At 39.2% G+C, this 15,740-nt stretch carries 17 protein-coding genes; 4 read left to right on the forward strand and 13 right to left on the reverse strand.

Features of this window, described 5'->3' with window-relative positions:
- Nucleotides 1-12 precede the first annotated feature (12 nt).
- A complete protein-coding gene (gene corA / locus TY49_RS09855) occupies nt 13-963 on the forward strand; it encodes a magnesium/cobalt transporter CorA (RefSeq protein ID WP_041965742.1) in 951 nt (316 codons plus the stop codon).
- A gap of 26 nt (nt 964-989) precedes the next feature.
- On the opposite strand, the gene TY49_RS09860 is transcribed toward corA, so the two are convergent.
- The 3 genes from TY49_RS09860 to TY49_RS09870 form a co-directional block, all read right to left on the reverse strand.
- Nucleotides 990-1,184: a hypothetical protein gene (locus TY49_RS09860; protein ID WP_041965743.1), complete on the reverse strand. Its 195-nt coding sequence runs from the start codon at nt 1,182-1,184 to the stop codon at nt 990-992.
- The gene (gene spoIIP, locus TY49_RS09865; protein ID WP_041965744.1) at nt 1,177-2,307 is read right to left on the reverse strand and encodes a stage II sporulation protein P; all 1,131 of its coding nucleotides are present in this window, start codon (nt 2,305-2,307) and stop codon (nt 1,177-1,179) included. The genes TY49_RS09860 and spoIIP overlap by 8 nt, the downstream gene beginning before the upstream one ends.
- 118 nt (nt 2,308-2,425) lie before the next feature.
- Nucleotides 2,426-3,364 carry a magnesium transporter CorA family protein gene (locus TY49_RS09870; RefSeq protein ID WP_041965745.1) on the reverse strand — a complete coding sequence of 313 codons (939 nt, stop codon included), beginning with the start codon at nt 3,362-3,364 and terminating at the stop codon, nt 2,426-2,428.
- Between the two features lie 321 nt (nt 3,365-3,685).
- On the opposite strand from TY49_RS09870, the gene TY49_RS23900 reads away from it, so the two are divergent.
- Nucleotides 3,686-4,081 carry a hypothetical protein gene (locus TY49_RS23900; protein ID WP_052442147.1) on the forward strand — a complete coding sequence of 132 codons (396 nt, stop codon included), beginning with the start codon at nt 3,686-3,688 and terminating at the stop codon, nt 4,079-4,081.
- Between the two features lie 252 nt (nt 4,082-4,333).
- On the opposite strand, the gene TY49_RS25235 is transcribed toward TY49_RS23900, so the two are convergent.
- Together TY49_RS25235 and TY49_RS25410 are read right to left on the reverse strand one after the other, a co-directional pair.
- Nucleotides 4,334-4,924 carry a DUF421 domain-containing protein gene (locus tag TY49_RS25235; RefSeq protein ID WP_369389737.1) on the reverse strand — a complete coding sequence of 197 codons (591 nt, stop codon included), beginning with the start codon at nt 4,922-4,924 and terminating at the stop codon, nt 4,334-4,336.
- A gap of 5 nt (nt 4,925-4,929) precedes the next feature.
- The gene (locus TY49_RS25410) at nt 4,930-5,055 is read right to left on the reverse strand and encodes a hypothetical protein (RefSeq protein ID WP_269745729.1); all 126 of its coding nucleotides are present in this window, start codon (nt 5,053-5,055) and stop codon (nt 4,930-4,932) included.
- Nucleotides 5,056-5,347: 292 nt separating this feature from the next.
- On the opposite strand from TY49_RS25410, the gene TY49_RS09885 reads away from it, so the two are divergent.
- The gene (locus TY49_RS09885; protein ID WP_041965746.1) at nt 5,348-7,465 is read left to right on the forward strand and encodes a transglycosylase domain-containing protein; all 2,118 of its coding nucleotides are present in this window, start codon (nt 5,348-5,350) and stop codon (nt 7,463-7,465) included.
- A gap of 424 nt (nt 7,466-7,889) precedes the next feature.
- Here TY49_RS09885 and TY49_RS09890 read toward each other — a convergent pair whose 3' ends face one another.
- The 3 genes from TY49_RS09890 to TY49_RS09900 form a co-directional block, all read right to left on the reverse strand.
- Nucleotides 7,890-8,447, reverse strand: a complete 558-nt coding sequence (locus tag TY49_RS09890; protein WP_041965850.1) for a GNAT family N-acetyltransferase — start codon at nt 8,445-8,447, stop codon at nt 7,890-7,892.
- A 69-nt stretch (nt 8,448-8,516) separates the two neighbouring features.
- On the reverse strand, nt 8,517-9,461 hold the full coding sequence (locus TY49_RS09895; protein WP_041965747.1) for an ABC transporter permease: 945 nt from the start codon (nt 9,459-9,461) through the stop codon (nt 8,517-8,519).
- Complete coding sequence (locus TY49_RS09900) at nt 9,458-10,399, reverse strand: ABC transporter ATP-binding protein (RefSeq protein WP_041965748.1); 942 nt, start codon at nt 10,397-10,399, stop codon at nt 9,458-9,460. Before TY49_RS09900 ends, TY49_RS09895 begins: the two co-directional genes overlap by 4 nt.
- A 211-nt stretch (nt 10,400-10,610) precedes the next feature.
- Here TY49_RS09900 and TY49_RS24235 point away from each other — a divergent pair, with 211 nt between their 5' ends.
- A complete protein-coding gene (locus tag TY49_RS24235; protein WP_081742094.1) occupies nt 10,611-10,763 on the forward strand; it encodes a YpzG family protein in 153 nt (50 codons plus the stop codon).
- A 53-nt stretch (nt 10,764-10,816) separates the two neighbouring features.
- Here TY49_RS24235 and TY49_RS09905 read toward each other — a convergent pair whose 3' ends face one another.
- The 5 genes from TY49_RS09905 to TY49_RS24615 all read right to left on the reverse strand — a co-directional run bounded on the left by TY49_RS09905 (nt 10,817) and on the right by TY49_RS24615 (nt 15,627).
- Nucleotides 10,817-11,644, reverse strand: a complete 828-nt coding sequence (locus TY49_RS09905) for an undecaprenyl-diphosphate phosphatase (RefSeq protein ID WP_041965749.1) — start codon at nt 11,642-11,644, stop codon at nt 10,817-10,819.
- A 137-nt stretch (nt 11,645-11,781) separates the two neighbouring features.
- Nucleotides 11,782-12,276, reverse strand: a complete 495-nt coding sequence (locus tag TY49_RS09910) for a GtrA family protein (protein WP_052442148.1) — start codon at nt 12,274-12,276, stop codon at nt 11,782-11,784.
- Nucleotides 12,233-13,267, reverse strand: a complete 1,035-nt coding sequence (locus tag TY49_RS09915; protein WP_041965750.1) for a glycosyltransferase family 2 protein — start codon at nt 13,265-13,267, stop codon at nt 12,233-12,235. Before TY49_RS09915 ends, TY49_RS09910 begins: the two co-directional genes overlap by 44 nt.
- A gap of 18 nt (nt 13,268-13,285) precedes the next feature.
- A complete protein-coding gene (locus TY49_RS09920) occupies nt 13,286-14,956 on the reverse strand; it encodes a DUF6044 family protein (protein ID WP_041965751.1) in 1,671 nt (556 codons plus the stop codon).
- A gap of 497 nt (nt 14,957-15,453) precedes the next feature.
- A complete protein-coding gene (locus TY49_RS24615) occupies nt 15,454-15,627 on the reverse strand; it encodes a hypothetical protein (protein WP_156972652.1) in 174 nt (57 codons plus the stop codon).
- Nucleotides 15,628-15,740 lie beyond the last annotated feature (113 nt).

The following is a 15,740-nucleotide window of genomic DNA, read 5'->3' on the forward strand; positions in this document are numbered from 1 at the left end:
TTGGGAGAATTTATGATACGTACAATTTCTGTTAGTCCATATGGGGATATCCAAACTGGTCGAGGTATAGACTCATTGGTGTCAGACAGTGGTCATTGGCATTGGATTGACTTCAATGAACCCACAGATGAAGAAATAGAATTATTAAAAGAACCATTGCAATTCCACCCTTTATCCATTGAAGATTGTATCCATACACTTCAAAGACCCAAACTCGATTATTATGATGATTATCATTTTTTTGTTTTCCAGGCTCTGAATGAAGAGTCCATGCAGAAGGAAGAGGTTGATTTATTCCTTGGACATAACTATATCGTTACCTACCATAGCGTCAGAACGAGTGAAATCGACGATGTGTGGAAGAGATTAGAGTTTGCGAAGGCACCAGGAGAATGGAATCCATCGACCGTACTCTATCATGTTTTAGATAAAATAGTTGATAATTATTTCCCGCATGTTTATCGAATTGAGGACTTATTGAATGAAATTGATGAGAATTCAGCCGACCGCTCGATGGAAGAACTGCTTGAAGATTTATTCGACACAAGGCATGAATTGCTCTCTTTAAGGCATACCATCACTCCAATGAGGGATTTGGTATACAGGATGATTAATTCCCATCGCCTTTCTGGAGTACTTGAACAAAAAGAATATTTTGCGGACATCCATGACCATTTATTACGGTTAGCTGAAAAGGTGGAAGCGAGTCGTGAACTGACAACAGATATGCGGGACAGCTATTTGTCGATCAATTCACATGAGACGAATCGCGTAATGAAAGTACTTACTGTAATTACAACTATTTTCATGCCTCTCACCTTCATAGCAGGAATTTATGGGATGAACTTTGAGAATATGCCGGAACTCTCCTGGAGATTTGGTTATTTTGGAGCATTGTTCGCCATGTTCGTCATAGGGATGACCATGTTCTTCTGGTTCAGGAGAAAGGGATGGTTTAAATGAAGCAAAAAAACCATTGAAGTCATTCTTCAATGGTTTTTTTCGTTTTGCTTTTCAGCGTCTTCCTGATGGTTTATAAAATCTTCAACCAGGCATTTACTGCTTATGATAATGCCTGATAAGAAAAATGTAATTGTCAACGTCAAGGGGAAATAAAAATACGCTAACATCGTGGTGGCAATCGTCCACAACAGCCAGAAATATTTTTCGCGATATTCAGCCATTTACCTCTTCCGCCTTCCAATAAATCTGGCTGATTGCGTCCGCTAACGCTTCTATTGTGTTTTTTAATTCTTTCATATTATTATCAACGCCGCCTACCTCGACGACCAGCGTGTTTGCATGCAAGTCTTGATTATATATTCCATCAACGCCGATTCCCTTTTTAGGCAAAACTCCCTTACTGATCCCTGGATAATCTTTATTCAGGATCTTATGAAGCTCATTTGCAAACTTCAGGTTCTTCTGGAAGTTCTTATTTTCCTCGCCAATGACAAAAACCAATCTTGCATATGGCTCGTTATTGATTGTGGCTGTAGTCGAATCCTTTCTGACAGAATCTCTGTGCAGGTCAATAAAGTAATCTAATTTCTCGTTTCCAGCCATTGCGCTTTGAACCAACGAACGTGATATTTCATAAGACTTGTGTGTCATCCAGCCTTTTTTATCCAACTCCTGGCCAATATTGGTCTTATCCACACTCGCTCCTATACCCCTTTTCTCCAACTCCTTTCCTAGTAATTCACCTACAATGGTAATGTTTGTTTTGCCATCAACAGCCTCATTTTCATTCTCTGCTCCCTCCAGACCGAGCAATGGTAAGTACGACTCCCAGCTGTGAGTATGATAAATGAATACCGATTTTTCTGTTGGTGAAGAACCAGAGTATATTTTGCCGCTGTTCAGCTCCTTCAGTTCATTCGCTGCCATATTTCTTTCCTGCAGTAAAACCTCCATAGGAGGGGCAGACTCAATCGGGATATCCGTAAAATCAACACCTTCATCTGCAATGAGGAAGTTTGAATCAAATGCCATGAAACCTGGAATTTCACTCCTTATCAGACTCCTGATATCATTCATTTCAACGTTTGTAAGTAATTTGAATCCTGTAGAAAGAATTGGCAAGTCAGCATTCGATCCTGTCAGTGCATGTCCAATCAACGGGTTCTCATAACTAATAATCCTGAGGAATACGTCTGCTCCAATATCTCCGTTAACTTTGAACTTAAAAAAGCTGATGTTCGAAGAAGAAATGAAACCAGCCACCAGAAAGAAACAGATTGTGCAAACTAATATTATGAACCCTGACAGCATTTTCCTATAAATATTGACTAAAATTCCTGTCATTCAATCACCCTTTTGCCTGTGATTTCGAGTTTGGAGGTACTATCTCCGTTAATCCATAAATATGTATAAACGCAGAATTTAGACTAAAAAACGCCCGGACAGATGTCCAGACGTTCAGTTAAAAATATTTCTTTTTCCAAAAAACAAATGCAGTTAAACCCGCCAATAACACAGCCATACTTATTGCCAGGAAGAACGCAAATGGATTGTGCTGAAATGGAAGATCCACGTTCATACCATAGAAGCTTGCCACCATAGTCGGAAACGAAAGAATGATTGTTATGGATGTTAGGAATTTCATTACCATATTAAGATTATTTGAAATAATAGAGGCGAAAGCGTCCATCATACCACTTAAAATTGAACTATAAGTCTCAGCCATTTCGATGGCCTGCGTATTTTCGATGATGACATCCTCCAGCAAATCCTTGTCTTCATCATACATTTTTAAATAATTGAAGCGCATGATCTTTGCGAGTACCACTTTATTGGATTTTAGTGATGTCGTGAAGTAAACCAGGCTTTTCTCCAAAGCAAGAAATGCATATAATTCCTTGTTTTTCATCGACTGATGCAGCTCGCGCTCAATCTCATTTGTCTTTTTATTGATTTGTTTCAGGTAGCGTAAATAATAAATGGAAATAACGTAAAGGATCTGCAGGGCAAATCTTGTTTTCTTATAGGTATAAAATTCCTTGACTCTATTTGACTTGAATTCATTCAATACAGGAGTCTCTTTTAACGAAACTGTAATGATACAATTTGCAGTCTGAATTATCCCGACTGGTATAGTTTCATAAATCGGAAAGCCAGAATCATCATGGGTGATGTATGGATAGTCAACGATGATATAGACAATACCATCTTCTTTTTCAATCCTTGGCCTCTCTTCATCATCAAGTGCATCCTTTATGAAATCCACTGCGATACCTGTTTCAGTCGCAACCCTTATGATCTCATCTTCAGAAGGATCTACCATATTAACCCAGGAGCCTTTTGAAATTTCTTCTACACGTGTTAAATGTCTTTCTTCACTGCTTTTATAGATTTCCAGCATTTGACCAACCTCCTCTTCAATTATTGAGGAAGCCAACTACCTTTTTTCAGAGTTGATAGTCTTGCAGTATTCAATTGTATCAAATCTAATAGATTATCGACTTCCCCGCACCTATCGGGATCAGGTTCTTTTGAATAACCCAAAGATACCAACTCCTTTCTGTTTTCAACTCTTACATCTTACTCCTGAAAGGGTAAAACTACAATTAGAACTTTAAATGAAAAATAAAATTTTTTATAATACAGTTGACATTATACCTACATGGGTATATATTGATTAATATAAATAATACCAATTGGGGTATACAGGAGGAATATTCGAATGAAAAACATGATTACAAAATCTCTCATTGCTTTTGCGATGATTTTATCTTTAGTTGTTGCTGGACTTCCACAGCAAAAAGCTGAAGCTGCTACTACAACCGCTGATGTTTTAGTAACAGTAGGTCAAATGGGTGCTGATTCATATTCTCAAACATTGGATGGTGTTCTTTACACAGTTGACCAAATTGGTTTCATGGCTGACAGAATCCTTTGGACTCAAGAACAAATCGGTTTCATGGCTGACAGGATTGTATATGTAACAGAGTTTTCACAAAATAACACCGTAAAAGTAATCTACATGGCTACTGCTTTATGGCCAACTGGAACGAAGGATGGGGGATACACTTATAAAGTATCGCTTATGCCAGTGGCAATGCTCCCAGCTGGCTGGTAAAACTATCAGATAAATACAAGTAAAAGTCTGGCTGTACTGGAGGCCAGACTTTCTTTGTATATTCGCTTTTTGGGTTTTTCAGAATAGAAAAGAAACTTGCAGTTAAGTAAGTCTGATATAGCCTTGACTTTCCTTTTTGCGAATATTTCCTCTAAATCACATTCTATAAATATTAGGGTCTTTTTTCGAGGAGCCTTTTGACAAAATACACTAATGGGTGTACATGTTTAAAAATACTCGAGAAGAGTCTTATCAGTGATAAATTGGCGGTATGTTTATGGCTGATTGTTTCCTCAAGGTGATATGCAGGGATTTCCCTTCTGTGATGGAAGCAAAAAATATATCCTCTAAATTATAAACTGACTCCTCTGCTAATCTATCCATCAGCCACTTCTCATCCAAGTTCAGCTGGAAGAGAATTTTTTTGTACAATTTACCCTCTATAATTAATGGCATTGCCAAATCATCGCCAGTCCTGGTCAATTTCATATCCTCCAGAGTGACTGTCGCTTTTTCTGCTTTTTTCATGACCGTTAAATTTCCGTTAGCTTCGAGGATTCCTATTCTTACATCCTGAACATTAAAAATATCCTTCTCTCGCAACATTAACAAAATATTATCGATTGAGTACTGTGTTTTACGTAAGTTCTCCACAATGAATTTCTCCTCGTGAATGACCGTGATTGGTTCAAAGGTGAGTATACGCCCTATTTTCCTGCTTTTAATCTTCAGGTAGGCTACCAGTTTCTGAAGCAACGCTATTAAAACAATGGCAATTCCGGTATGTATGTGAGGAATCTTCGGGTCGGCATTGTCCGCTCCTAAGACCGCACCAAAAGCCAATAAAATTAAAAGTCAAAAACAGGCAACTCTCCTATTGAGCGTCTCTCCATAAATAAAGTCGCAAACAACATCAACGGCAGTTTAGTAACCACCCTGCCTAAGAGAATTAACGGTTCTTCTAAAAGTTTCATTCGTTTCCTCCAATTGTAGTAATCCTCTAGTTAGGTTTGTTGTATTTATTTCATTTATACCAAGAGCGTCCATGGATAGTGGATTCATACTTTCTCTTTGAACTCAATAACCTCGCTAGCTTGAATACCACCTCATCAACTTTTCAAGTTTAATCTCATCATATCCCCACTTATTTGTGGTAAATGGCTTCAACTTTCCTGAAATACGGTAAATCATATATAATGAAGGGTAAATTGTAGTTCCACCTAATCACTTACACTAAAAAAGCTTCATTTTAAAAGGAGAACTCATATGCAATTACTGAAAAAAGTTTGGGAGGCAATTGTACGATTTTGGAAACGCCGCCACCTGACTCAAATTTTGTTATTGATCTTATTGGTTTTCATATTGCTCTCGATTCTATGGTTCGCATTTATCGCTAGCAGGGCGAATGTCCAGACCCTGAAGGATGGATTGAGCCAGGCAACTACCATTTATGATCGCAACGGCAACGAAGCAAGCAAGCTTGCTACCAACCGTACCGGTGGAGTATCAATAAATGATATGCCAGAGCATGTCCCAAATGCCGTCATTGCGATTGAGGATGAACGATTTTATGAACATAACGGATTCGATATTAAAGGTATCGCACGGGCATTCTTTGGAAACCTTTTAGCCGGAGGCATTACCGGAGGCGGCAGTACACTTACCCAACAGCTGACAAAAAATGCTCTGTTATCTTCAGAGCGGACATACAGACGTAAAGTAGAAGAATTATTTTTGGCAGTCGAGCTTGAAAAAGTGTATGAAAAGGACGAAATCATAGAAATGTACCTGAATCAGGTGTATTTCGGCAGTGGTGCATTTGGTATCAACAACGCAAGTAAAAAGTATTTCGCAAAGGATATTCAGGATGTGACAATCAGTGAATCTGCAATGCTTGCCGGTCTGCTGAAAGCACCTTCTGCCCTCGATCCTTATAATAATTACGATGCTGCCATCAAACGAAGAAATGTTGTTTTATCTAAAATGAACGAGCTAGGGATGATATCTGATTCTGAATATAAACAAGCAAAATCCGAAAAGATCGTCCTGGAAGACGGAGGAGGCTCTCTTGCCGATCGGAAATATCCTTCTTATGTCGATGCTGTTTTGGATGAGGCAACAAGTAAATATGGCCTTACCCAGGATGAAATCATGACAAGAGGCTATCGCATCTATACTGAACTTAATCAAGACATACAATCCGGACTGGAAAAAGTATACCAAAAGGATCATCTATTCCCTGATCGAGCCAGTGATGTATTAGTACAGAGTGGATCCGTTCTGCTTAATCCCGATAATGGTGGTGTACTTGCATTGGTTGGCGGACGAGGCGAGAAAGTGTTCAGAGGGTTCAATCGTGCAACCCACCTAAGGGCTCAGCCTGGTTCGACAATGAAGCCTCTGGCCGTTTACACACCGGCATTAGAAGAAGGCTATAAGTATGATTCCATGCTTGTTGACAAGAAGATGTCTTTTAAAAATTATAGTCCGAAAAACTTCTCTGATACTTATCAGGGAGAAGTGCCAATGTATGAGGCCGTTGAAAAATCAATTAATATTCCTGCAGTTTGGCTTTTGAATGAAATAGGATTGAATAAAGGAATTGATGCTGTAAGAAGATTCGGAATCAAAGTAGAAAAAGAAGACCAGAACCTGGCCCTCGCCCTCGGAGGAATGCATAATGGTGTTTCTCCCTTAAAAATGGCCGAAGCTTATTCTGTCTTCCCAAATGGTGGGAATCGTCATGATGCCCATGTAATTACGAAAATTGTCGGTCCCACAGGCAAGGTGATTGATGAGCATGATGGGGCAACAACACGCGTAACTTCCAAATCAGTGGCCAATGAAATGACGTCTATGTTATTGAATGTTGTAGAAACAGGGACTGGTAAAGGAACAAATATTGAGGGTGTTGAGATTGCAGGAAAAACAGGGTCTACTCAGCTTCCTTATGCAGATATCAATGGAACAAAGGACCAATGGTTTGTAGGATATACACCGAACATCGTCGGGGCAGTATGGCTTGGTTACGATAAAACTGACCGCAAGCATTATTTATCCAGCAGCAGTTCAAAGGATGTAGTGCCGCTTTTCAGGGCGATCATGGAAGAAACAGTGCCCCACATCGAGCAGGAGGCATTCAGGGTCCAGTCAATCAACGAAAGGCAGTCTGGTGCCATCGTTGATTATGAAGAAACAGAAAAAGCAATCAGAGAAAAAGCAAATGAACTGGAGCAAGAATTAAAAGAGCGTGCTGGCCGAGTTGAAGAAAAACTAAAAGAAGAAGCGCCAAAGTGGAAAAAAGTATTTGAACAAATGCAGGAAGATGCCGGTAAGGTCGGCGACAAAGTGATAGATAAACTTAGAGAGTGGCAAGGAGAATAAGATGATTTTCGAGCAGCCTAATTGGCTGCTCTATTTTATTAGGACATATCCCTCCTGCCAAATAGTGTTTTGCAAAACCAATAAACAGGTCATTATATAAAAACGATTAGTGACCTGAAGATGCAGATTTTTTAAAACAGGTCACCAATACCCCTGATTGATGACCTAAAAGTCAATATTTTTCGAAATCAAGTCACCAATAACCCTGATTGATGACCTAAAAATTCATTTCCTCGAAAAATAGGTCACCAATACCCTTGATTGGCGACCTAAAAATCCATATTTCCGGAAAACAGGTCACCAACACCCCTGATTGGTGATCTAAAAATCCATTTCCTCGAAAAACAGGTCACCAATACGCCGCTCTTAATCGATAATATGCATAAGAGGTAACCAATTGAAAAATTGGATACCTCCATTACAGTTAGAAAGTTTTAGAATAAATACAAGTATCCCTTAACTCACCGTCAACTGAAACTGAATCATTCTTTAGTACGCCATCGAGAGCAAAGCCTAATTTTTCGGGGATTGCCTTGCTTTTAGTATTCAATGAATCACAGCGAATTTCGATTCTTCGGGCTTTAAGCTCTCGAACGGCAAAGTCTGTGATTCCCTGGACAGCCTCTGTCATATACCCCTGTCCACTATATCGAGTGTCGATCCAATAACCGATTTCGAACTTGGGGACGTCCCAGTTAATTCTATGTAAACCAGATGAGGCGACAAATTCTCCGGTGTCTTTCTTGAATACAAGCAGTCTCAGGTCTGACCGATTTAAAAAATTCAAATACCCTTGTCTGATTACGACTTCCGTTTCTTCAACACTTTGTTCTTTTTGGGCAAATGGCATCCAAGGCTGAAGTCCTTTTAAAGATGCATTGATTGATTCACAGGTGACGGCACCATCACCGGGCAGCGGCATCCTGATCAAAAGCCGGTCCGTTTCAAACTCAGTTGGAAAATCCAATAAAATAGGATTCACCATCCCTCTCCCCTTCCGATCTTCAAATTAGATAGAGCGGCCCGAGGACCGCTCTTTAATTTATTCTGCTTAAATACTGATATCCCTCTTTTGGAAAAAGAAAAACGTGAGCATCATGAATATTGCGTAATACACAGCGAGTATGGAAAGCGAAACTGGCAATGTTATATCTTCAAGAATCCTATCCTGAAGAGCATAGACTGTCAAATCCAAATGCGGGAAAATCAATAATTTCGCCCATGTATATTTGTCAGCAAGCATTAGGATAATCCCACCTAGTGTCGACGAAAAGAAAAGGACAAAGATACCTATTCCAACTGCAAGAGCCTGGCTTTTAAATAATGTTGACAGCATAAAAGCAATCGTCATGATGATTAGAAGGCTAGGAATGAAGTAAACCATTTTTAACAAGAATTGTGTACCGACAATTGCCACTTTTCTTCCTTCCAGCGTGATTTCAAACATCTTCATATTGAAATCACCACTGCCAAATAGGAGCAATCCAATTATATAGCCAGATACGATTAATGTCAGGACCAATAATAAAGCATAAATAATGACAGCTATGTACTTTGACAGCAGGATTCGCCATCTTTGATGCGGACGGATTAATAACTGCTTGATCGTTCCATCAGAGAATTCTGCAGCAACATTGGCACTGCCGACAACTACTACGAACAAAGTGACAAGTGAACTGACACCTACAACAACATCATTCATAAAATGCCAGTTTGTTTTCGCATTCGGATTAATGTCCTGATCGAGAAATTGCTGGGTCTGCTCAATTTGGTTTTGAATCATTTTCTTTTCGTCACCGGAAGCAGACGCCATCTGGTTTTCAAGCATGGTAATTTCATTCTGTGTATCCTGTTTCCAATTAGGGTTAGGATCTGCACTGAATTTAGAATAAATAATTCCTGCGATTAAAACTGCCAGTACAATAACGATCATGTATATCCAGCTTGCCATTTTTCCGAAAATTTTCATCAATTCATTTTGTATTAAAGGAATCATACCATTTGCTCCTTTTTATCTTTATTTGTGATTTCCAAGAAGCGGTCTTCCAGCGTTGCTTTCACATTTAAAATTTCAAAAACATCTATATCATTTTCAACAAATAGCTTATTGATCATTGGAATTTGTTCTTTTCGCACGGATAAGGTCAGACGCGTGCCTTTACTCGAAGTCACTTTCACATCTGTCATGTGTTCTGTTAAGAGCTTAGAGGCAAGAGTGGGATTGGATAGTTCTACTTCTATCGTCTTAACCTTTCTAGCCTCTGATGTTTCATTATCATGCATGGAGGATATGTGGATCAGTTTTCCCTTCTCAATAATTGCAAATCGATCGCACATTAGCTGCATTTCTGATAATAAGTGCGACGAGACTAACACAGATGTTCCCTGGCTTGCCAGCAAGCGTAAATAATCACGGAACTCACGAATTCCCTGAGGATCAAGTCCGTTTGTTGGTTCATCGAGTATGAGAATTGATGGCTTATGTAAAATGGCTTGTGCAACCCCCAAACGCTGGCGCATCCCTAAGGAATACGTACGAACTTTATCATTGATTGCATTTTCAAGACCTACCAGCTCAGTCACTTCGTTAATCCGCTCTTCAGAGATATCGCTTAATGCCATTCGAGCATAATGCTTTAAATTTTTATATCCACTAAGGTATTTATAAAATTCTGGATTTTCGACAATAGCACCCAGTTCATTCATTGCTTCTGTAAATGAATCATCCAGATCGTGTCCATTGATTAGCACAGTCCCTCCAGTACGATTAATCAGACTGACGATCATCCGGATGATCGTTGTCTTCCCTGCACCATTAGGACCCAGGAGTCCGAATATTTCACCCCGCTCCACTTGAAAACTCACATCATCCACAATTGTTTTTTTGCCAATTGTCTTTGTTAACGCCTTTACCTCAAGGGCAAATTGCGACATAGAATCTCCTCATTTCATCAAAAAGTTTATATATCATTCCTTCACAAAGATTAATACGATGAAAATTGTAAAAAGTTACAAAAAAAGCAAAAAAGATTTAATTGCTTCATTCAATTTCTCTGATGTATATTGCTATTTGATAATACAAACGCTATTAGTGATGTTCTTACGAATATCAGACGTTTCAAAAATCCACTCCTGAGGTGATAGTATGAGTTACAAAGATCATTTGGATCCGCACTCAGAACTTTTCCACCACACTTGGACAAGGCGCAAGCGATTAAATTCTCAAGTGAATGGCCAGACGCAGGTCACGAAGAATACCATTCTCGCGAGAGGGAACGCGAAGGCCCACCGCTGGTAAAGGATATTTGTAAACGTAAAAAAGGAAAAGGCTCGGGCCTTTTCCTTTTCAAATTAAAGAAAAATAAAATAAATCACAGCTGCCAATATGATTCGATAAATCGCAAAAGGCACCAATTTAATTTTGTTGATTAACCTCAAAAAGAACTTAATGAATATCAAAGCAAAGACAAACGCGCTAATAAAGCCCACAGTGAAAAACGGCAAAACATCAACCGTGAAATAATCCCAATTTTTCAAGAGGGAAATGCTGCTGGCGCCAAGCATGATTGGAACCGCCATGATGAACGTGAAATCGGCAGCTGCTCGGTGGCTCATTCCAAGTAGAACACCTCCGGCAATTGTGGAGCCGGACCTGGAAAATCCGGGCCATAAACCAAGACACTGGAACAAACCTACTCCCAATGCTTGTTTATAGCTGATTTGATCAACATCTTCAGCCTTAAGTTGTTTTGGTTGTAAGCGGTCTGCGAGAATTAATAGAAATGCACCGACTACTAATCCGATTATGACTGTTTCTACCGAAAATAGATATTCGTCAATATAGTCCTCAAATAACACACCTGTCAACCCGGCGGGAATTAAACCAACAATCACCTTAGGCAGACTTAGCCTGCCTTTGGAATCTCCGATTGAAACCCCTTTTTTCAGAGCTAATAGGTTAATGAACCTATCCTTGAAAACAATGACCACTGCTAATATTGATCCTAATTGAATGACTACTTTGAAGGTGTTTGCAACAGGTTCTGTAAATAATTGTTTAGAGTGCAATAACAGGTCATCGACAATAATCATATGACCAGTAGACGAAACCGGTGCAAATTCAGTTAAACCTTCTACTAACCCCAGTATAAATGCCACAAATAATTCCCAAATGTTCATGAAGTGGTCTTGCTCCTTTTAAAAGTAAATTTTAGATGTTGGATACTTGCCATGTTCCGAAAACCTTACAAAAAAATAATCACACTCAATCATTTTTATCTTTATTTGGACATTTAGTCAACAAAAAAAAAGCAGCCTCAAGAGCTGCTTTGAATCTGATCCTTAAAAACAAAGGATTTTTGTCCTATATAGTTCGTGATCGTGTATATGATTGAACCAAGTAGTATTGCAATATTATCCGAATCTATATAGAAATGCCAAACTGCAATGGAGTTCATTGTCCCGGTTATCACTCGGCTGATCGAGAAGGAAAGGAAATAACATGCCAAAACCACTAAAATAAATTTTGGTCCCCCAACCTGAATGGGAACCCTGCTATTAAATGTAAAAGTTCGATTCAATAGATAGCTGACAGCGGCCCCTATAGCGTTGCCGGTGAACGTCGCATACCAAAATGGCCAGTTCAGTCCATTTTTCAGTAACAGCATAAGTCCCATTCCAACAAAGGTATTCAGTACGCCGACAAACAGAAATTTCAAAAAGGGAGGAAAGTTTGCAAAACCTACGACTATTCTTTGAGCCAGCTGGTTAGTTATTCTCAGATAGCTTCCGAGTTTCAACGATTGACTCATAATCTGCCCCTTCCATGTTCATCAGTTTCCTTGACACTGGCAGGTTAAAGAGGTCGACATCGATAATATACTTGGGCCTCCGCTTAGTTTCTTTATAGATTTTGCCAATATACTCACCGACTAAACCCAGGGCAATTAGCTGCAGTCCCCCTATCAGCCATATCGATGTGATCAACGAAGTCCATCCAAGTTCTGTGTTACCGAACAGCTTCAATGTAAGAAAGTATAGACCGAAAACAAGGCTTACAAAAAATGAGATGAACCCTACAAGCATAACGAATCTTATCGGTGTAACGGAAAATGAAGTTATTCCATCAAAGGCAAAGGCCAGCATTTTTCTTAATGGATACTTCGTTTCCCCCGCAAGCCTTTCCTTTCTTTCATAGTAAACAGAGGTTGAATTAAAACCGATTAGTGGGACAATCCCACGTAGGAACATGTTGCTTTCAGCAAAATGCACCAATTCTTCAACCGCCCTCTTGCCCATTAAACGAAAATCGGCATGGTTGAAGACTAGTTTGACTCCAAGCTTGTCCATTACCTTGTAAAAACCTTCTGCAGTGTAACGTTTGAATAATGTGTCACTCTCCCTGCTGCTTCGCACCCCATAAACAACTTCATAACCCTCATTGAACTTCATGACCATGTCGTTAATGGCATGAATATCATCCTGCAGATCAGCATCAATGGTGACCATGCAATCAGAAGCTTCTTTCGCTGAAAAAAGTCCGGCAAGCAGAGCATTTTGATGCCCTGCATTTCTCGATAGCTTTAGACCTTTTACCATTTCGCTATTCAAACTGGCCTTATAAATCAAGTGCCAAGTCCTATCCTTGCTGCCATCATCGACGAATAAGATTTTGCTTTTTTCTGATACCATTTTATCGGTGACCAGTTCTCTAAGCTTTGTTGTTAACTGATTAATAGTCTCTCCCAAAACTTCTTCCTCATTAAAACAAGGAACAATAATTGTTAAAATCGGCATATTCATTGATTAGCCTCCTTGATGTTATAAAGCTTCATAGAGGTAAATTTTCCAGGCGCTTTCCTTTGAGGTAAAGACTTTATCGAGCTTCAGGTTATTTTTTAATGCGTTATCAATCGGAACAGAAGAAAAGATAAATTGCCCCCCCATTTGTTTAAATGGCTCTAGATTTAAATCAATATTTTCGATTCTTCTTTTGGATGTTTTTTTAAATAAATAATGCTTTCCCAATTCATCAGTAAAAAGATAACAGCGTCCGCCCCACTCATCAAAATAAATGCGGATCCGCTTATTTTTCTCTAGTTCTTTTTCGATAATCTTCCTGAATTGATATTTATAACTCAGAGGATAAAAATTATTGTAGGTATCCAGTGTGTAAAATCCATTAAATTGTGCGACCGCTGGATGTAATCCTATACTGGCAATACGATAGCTATTTTGAGGTTTTCCTATGTGATTTTTAATTTCGTTAAATTGTTCCTCTGCATAAAATTCCCTAACACTTGGCTTTTTGCGATGAACAATCTCTTCATTTGTAAACAGCAGCACTATAATTTGCGCAATCACCAACCAGGGAACTGCTTTTCTCAATATTTTTTCATCCCACAGTATCTTCAAGCCGATCGCAAACAACAGGTACAGGACTAACGGGCGCACAAAGTGATACCTGGCAAAATTAAATGTATCAAGGACATGGAATTTCTCCGTTAAAGGTAGCCACCCTTTATAAAACCAAAAAGCATACCAGGCAGATAAAATGAAATTCAGCACAAATAAGAAAACAAAGATGCGCTCTTTCCCCCATTTCCTATGCTTCCAAATAAGAAACAGCGCTGCAAATATGACCGGCATAATAACAAGTGTATGTACAGTCATTACATGGGTATGTCCTAGCAAGAAATTTTTAAAGGTAAGTCTGACAGAATGCCAGAAAGACAATCGGGCATGAAAATATTCATCCCTGCTATTCGGTTCACCATCAAATAGAAAGGAGTATACCAGTCTGTAATCTGTGATTAAGTAAACAGCGGTCATATAAGCTATTGCTATAAAGAATCTCCAGTTCCATCCTTTACCGCGAATAACATCACTAAGCCAGAGTAAACCCATTGCACTGAGGAAAAAGAAAAAACCCAGAACAATGCTTGAGTAAAATGGCAAGAGCGTTAGAGCAAGATAATGCAACCATTTACCTCGTCCATTCCTTATATGCAATAACGCCCAAAGTGCCAGAGGCATACCCAATGTGCTAAGCATCCCTGACGGCCAAAAAGGGGTTAGGGCAAATGCAAGTGCAGTCCCGATCCGAATCAGGCTTTTATCTTTTCCCGTTATAAAGTGGTCCTTCAAAACCAGGTACATTCCAAGGAAGGCAAAAAACCTGGTGATTGCCTGACTTATTCCATAAGCAATCATCGTCGGGAACCATACATATAACCACACAATCAGGCTGTACTCAGTTCCAAGTGCATTTCTTGGCAGTCCATTGATGATTTGAGGAATCCTGGATTGTAATGATCCGGCAATCTGGCCACTCTCAGCAAGTACCTTATACCATGCCAAATTCGAATCAAGGTTGTCATGTACCCGGATATGGGCATCGTCTCCTAAAATGAAATAGGGGGATAGGAAGAGTGATATCACAATCAGAGAAAACACGATGAATATTCGCTCTTTATCCTGAAAGTAAGACAAATCACATTACACCTCAAATTTCATATTTGCTTTAATTAAGGTATACACATTTTTAGAAACTATTCCCTAAACTGCCAAACAATTAGCAAGTGAACTAACTACCTTCAAACAAGTTGGTAGTTAAAGATCATTAAATAAAACAAGACAAAGAATATGGAAAGAATAAGCGCATTCAAAGGATCCCTATAGTGGAGCCGGAGCATGGGGTACACCGTGCTGTAAAAAAACACTTCCCAGCCCATAGACCAGCCGTGTGCGAATTTGATGGCTCCTAATTTGAGTGCAATTGCCTCTATAATGACCGACTAAGATATCCACTTTAAGTAATACCAGAACCTTCTAGTTCTTTCTTCTGGAAAACTGCCTAGGAACAAATAATCATGCTTAGGTAAAAAATAAACGTATATAGGGTTTCTGTTACGAATAGACTGATGAAGTTCTTGTGAAATTCCCACAAGTGTTTATTTCCAATGTAGGAAATATACTCATAGAAACAGCTAAACAAGGCCCAGTAATAAAAAGTAGGTAAAAAACTCTCTCCACTTTTGCCACTTCCCTCTTCCGACCGCCAATGCGACTCCACCTGCGATCAATACAGCATGGAACAAGCTCTTCCCTCCCTCTATTACACCTTGTCTAAAATCCTTTGTTAATCCTGTATATTCAATCAAATCTATTTTCTGCCAATCACCTTGTTTTATGTATCATCATGGCAGATGAGTTGAAATCCAAAGTTTTCTCCCTAAAAAAAAGCTGTACTGGATTTTAAACCAGTACAGCCTTA

It is taken from the genome of Mesobacillus selenatarsenatis SF-1 (genome assembly GCF_000813125.1).
In the GTDB taxonomy this organism is placed as follows: domain Bacteria; phylum Bacillota; class Bacilli; order Bacillales; family Cytobacillaceae; genus Mesobacillus; species Mesobacillus selenatarsenatis.